At 52.6% G+C, this 403-nt stretch carries 1 protein-coding gene; it reads right to left on the bottom strand.

The features are described 5' to 3' along the window. Positions 1-389 (bottom strand): IF-2-associated domain-containing protein (locus HL666_RS33850; RefSeq protein WP_210262446.1); only part of this gene is annotated, 389 nt, incomplete at its 3' end. Between the last annotated feature and the right edge of the window lie 14 nt (positions 390-403).

Genomic DNA, 403 nt, shown 5'->3' with positions numbered 1-403 from the left:
TCAGCAGCTTCACGCTTAGCTTGTTCTGCGGCCTCACGTTCAGCTTTTTGTTGCGCCTCGCGTTTAGCCGATTCTTCTGCCTCACGACGGGCTTGCTCTTCCGCTTCACGCTGCGCTTGCTCTTCCGCTGCAAGGCGTTCAGCCTCTTGCGGATCGCGTTTCACAAAGGTGCGTTTCTTGCGGACTTCGATTTGTACCGATTTGCTTTTTCCACCGGTACCAGGAATGTTAAGGGTGCTGCGTGTTTTACGTTGCAGCGTCAATTTGTCCGGGCCTGAATTTTTCTGATTCAGGTGGTCAATCAAAGTCTGTTTCTCTTGTGCAGACACAGAGTCGTCAGCAGACTTCCGGATACCTGCATCAGCAAATTGCTGTACCAGGCGTTCCACGGAGGTCTGTCGCT

Origin of the sequence: Bradyrhizobium aeschynomenes (genome assembly GCF_013178945.1) — a bacterium.
GTDB classification, from domain to species: domain Bacteria; phylum Pseudomonadota; class Alphaproteobacteria; order Rhizobiales; family Xanthobacteraceae; genus Bradyrhizobium; species Bradyrhizobium aeschynomenes.
The sequence above is the reverse complement of the archived record's forward strand: the minus strand, read 5'-3'. Positions and strand labels throughout refer to the sequence as shown.